Below are 2,136 nucleotides of genomic sequence, written 5' to 3'. Positions count from 1 at the left end.
TGTTAACGCCGACTGAAAACAGGGCCACTTCTGCCAACTGAAAACAGGGCCACTCTCGTGTGGTTCTAGTGTGCCGTAGTCTCGGCGGGTTGGTGTTGCTTGAGCCGGTAACTGTTGCCTTTGAGGCTGATTACGTCGGCGTGGTGAACGATTCGGTCGATCATCGCGGAGGCGATCGTGAGGTCTCCGAACACATCGCCCCAGCGGGCGAAGGGCAGGTTGCTCGTCATAATCAGCGACGCGTGTTCGTAGCGGGAAGACACGAGCTGGAAGAACAAGTTCGCGGCATCCTGGTCGAAGGGGATGTAGCCGACCTCGTCAACGATCAGCAGGCTGTAACGGCGCAGCCGGATGAGTTCGGCGGCGAGTTTTCCCCTCGAATGGGCTTCTTGGAGTCGAGTCACCCAGCCCGTCGCGGTGTCGAAGAGGACCCGGTGGCCCGCTTTGGCGGCCTTGATCCCGATGCTGACGGCGAGGTGCGTTTTCCCGGTCCCGGGAGGCCCGAGGAGGACGACATTCTTCGCTTCGGTGAGGAACACACCCGTGCCCAGGTGCGCGATCAGGTTCCGGTCGGCGGAGGGTTGATGGTCGAAGTTAAAGTCCTCGAGGGTCTTGTGACCCGGGAACCGGGCAGCCTTGATCCGCAGCGCGGCCCCGGAAGCCTCCCGTTCGGAGGCCTCCTTGGAGAGCACTGCGGCGAGGTATTCCTCATGGGACCAACCCGCGTCGCGGGCCTGGTCGCCCAAGCGCCGGAACGCTTCACTGATCCGCGGTGCCCGCAATGCGCGGGCGTAGTACTCGATCTGCGAGGCCGCTTCCGAGCCGGTCATGACGCGACCGCCAACCCAGTCGGCGCGGCGTCGATATCAACGCTGAAGAGCTCGTCGTAGCGGACCAGTGAGGCCATTTCGACGACGCCCGTGACCGTGGGCCGGCGCGCGCGTTGAGCTTGGAACTGGGCGCGCAGCTCGGCCGCGCGGAGAACATGCGCCGGGTCGGTGACGGTCAGTTGCCGGGCCCATTTCCGGCGATGGTCGGCGATGAGTACCCCGTCGTGATGGACGGTCACGCGCTCCAGGCTCGCCGCGACGTCCACGACCCGGCCGATCATGGCTGGGTCGACGGAGTAGTCGTTGCTGAACGCGCGAACGTAGTAATCCCTTGGGAGCCGGACGCTATTGCGGAACATCACCTCCGGCGCCACCGGCGGAAGTCCGCGCATCGCAGCACGGTCGATGCTGACCAGGTCTCCCGGCCGCCCTCGTCGCGACCGGGAGAGACGGTTGTTCGCGATGGGCAGCCAGCCGGCCAGCTGCTGATTGAAATCGTCGGGAGACGTGAAGGCGCGCCCCGACATGAAGCGGCTCCGGAAGAAGCGATTCATCCGCTCGACCATGCCCTTGGACTCAGGATCGTGGGCCTTGAGCAGCTTGATCTGCGTGCCGAGAGTACCGGCGAACGCGGCGGCCGGCTCGGTGAGTTTCCCGCGCCCGATGCCGGTCTCGTTATCCCACGTCAGCCGGGCGGGAACGGCCTCGGCCTCCTGCAGCAACGACCACATCCCGCCGAGCAGATCCGGCGTCGTCCGCGAGGGCAACATGCGGGCCTGGACGAACCCGGAGAACGTTGACGTCATCACCAAAACCGGCGGTGCAGCAGCCTGATCATGACCCAACGGCAAGTCCTCGTGCGGGAACCAGAGATCACATTGGACCTGGAACCCGGGCGGGTGCACCAGCCGATCCGCGGGATCCGGCACCGCATACTCCGGCCGCAGCTCGGCGATCTTGGCCCGGAACAGCGACGGAGACCCCGACCAGCCCACCCGCTCGGCCGCCGTCGCTGCCGGCATCGTTGGCGTCGCCGCGAGCAACACCCGCACCTGGCCGACAAACGCGTCGAAACTCGACCCCGTCGGCTCCCGCTGATACGTCGGAGACCGATCCACTGCCAACGCCCGATCCACCGTGCCGCGCGACACCCCGACCAGCCGGGTTATCTCCCGTTTCGAATGCTTCCCCGTCGAATGCAGGTGGCGAATCTCTGCCCAATCATCCAATTTGATCACCTTCCATGATGGTTGGTGGCCCTATTTTCAGTTGGCGTTTCTGGCCCTGTTTTCAGTTGGCGTTAACA

2 protein-coding genes are annotated in these 2,136 nt (G+C 64.9%); both read right to left on the bottom strand.

The window, feature by feature from the left end:
- Nucleotides 1-65: 65 nt before the first annotated feature.
- A complete protein-coding gene (gene istB / locus CXY71_RS00185; protein ID WP_104133733.1) occupies nt 66-830 on the bottom strand; it encodes an IS21-like element helper ATPase IstB in 765 nt (254 codons plus the stop codon).
- Nucleotides 827-2,068, bottom strand: coding sequence for a DDE-type integrase/transposase/recombinase (locus CXY71_RS00180; RefSeq protein ID WP_199184122.1), 1,242 nt, complete (start codon nt 2,066-2,068; stop codon nt 827-829). The genes istB and CXY71_RS00180 overlap by 4 nt, the downstream gene beginning before the upstream one ends.
- Nucleotides 2,069-2,136 lie beyond the last annotated feature (68 nt).

Source organism: Cryobacterium sp. Y62 (assembly GCF_002929785.1).
Classification (GTDB): domain Bacteria; phylum Actinomycetota; class Actinomycetes; order Actinomycetales; family Microbacteriaceae; genus Cryobacterium.
This window is presented reverse-complemented; position numbering and strand designations above follow the sequence as displayed.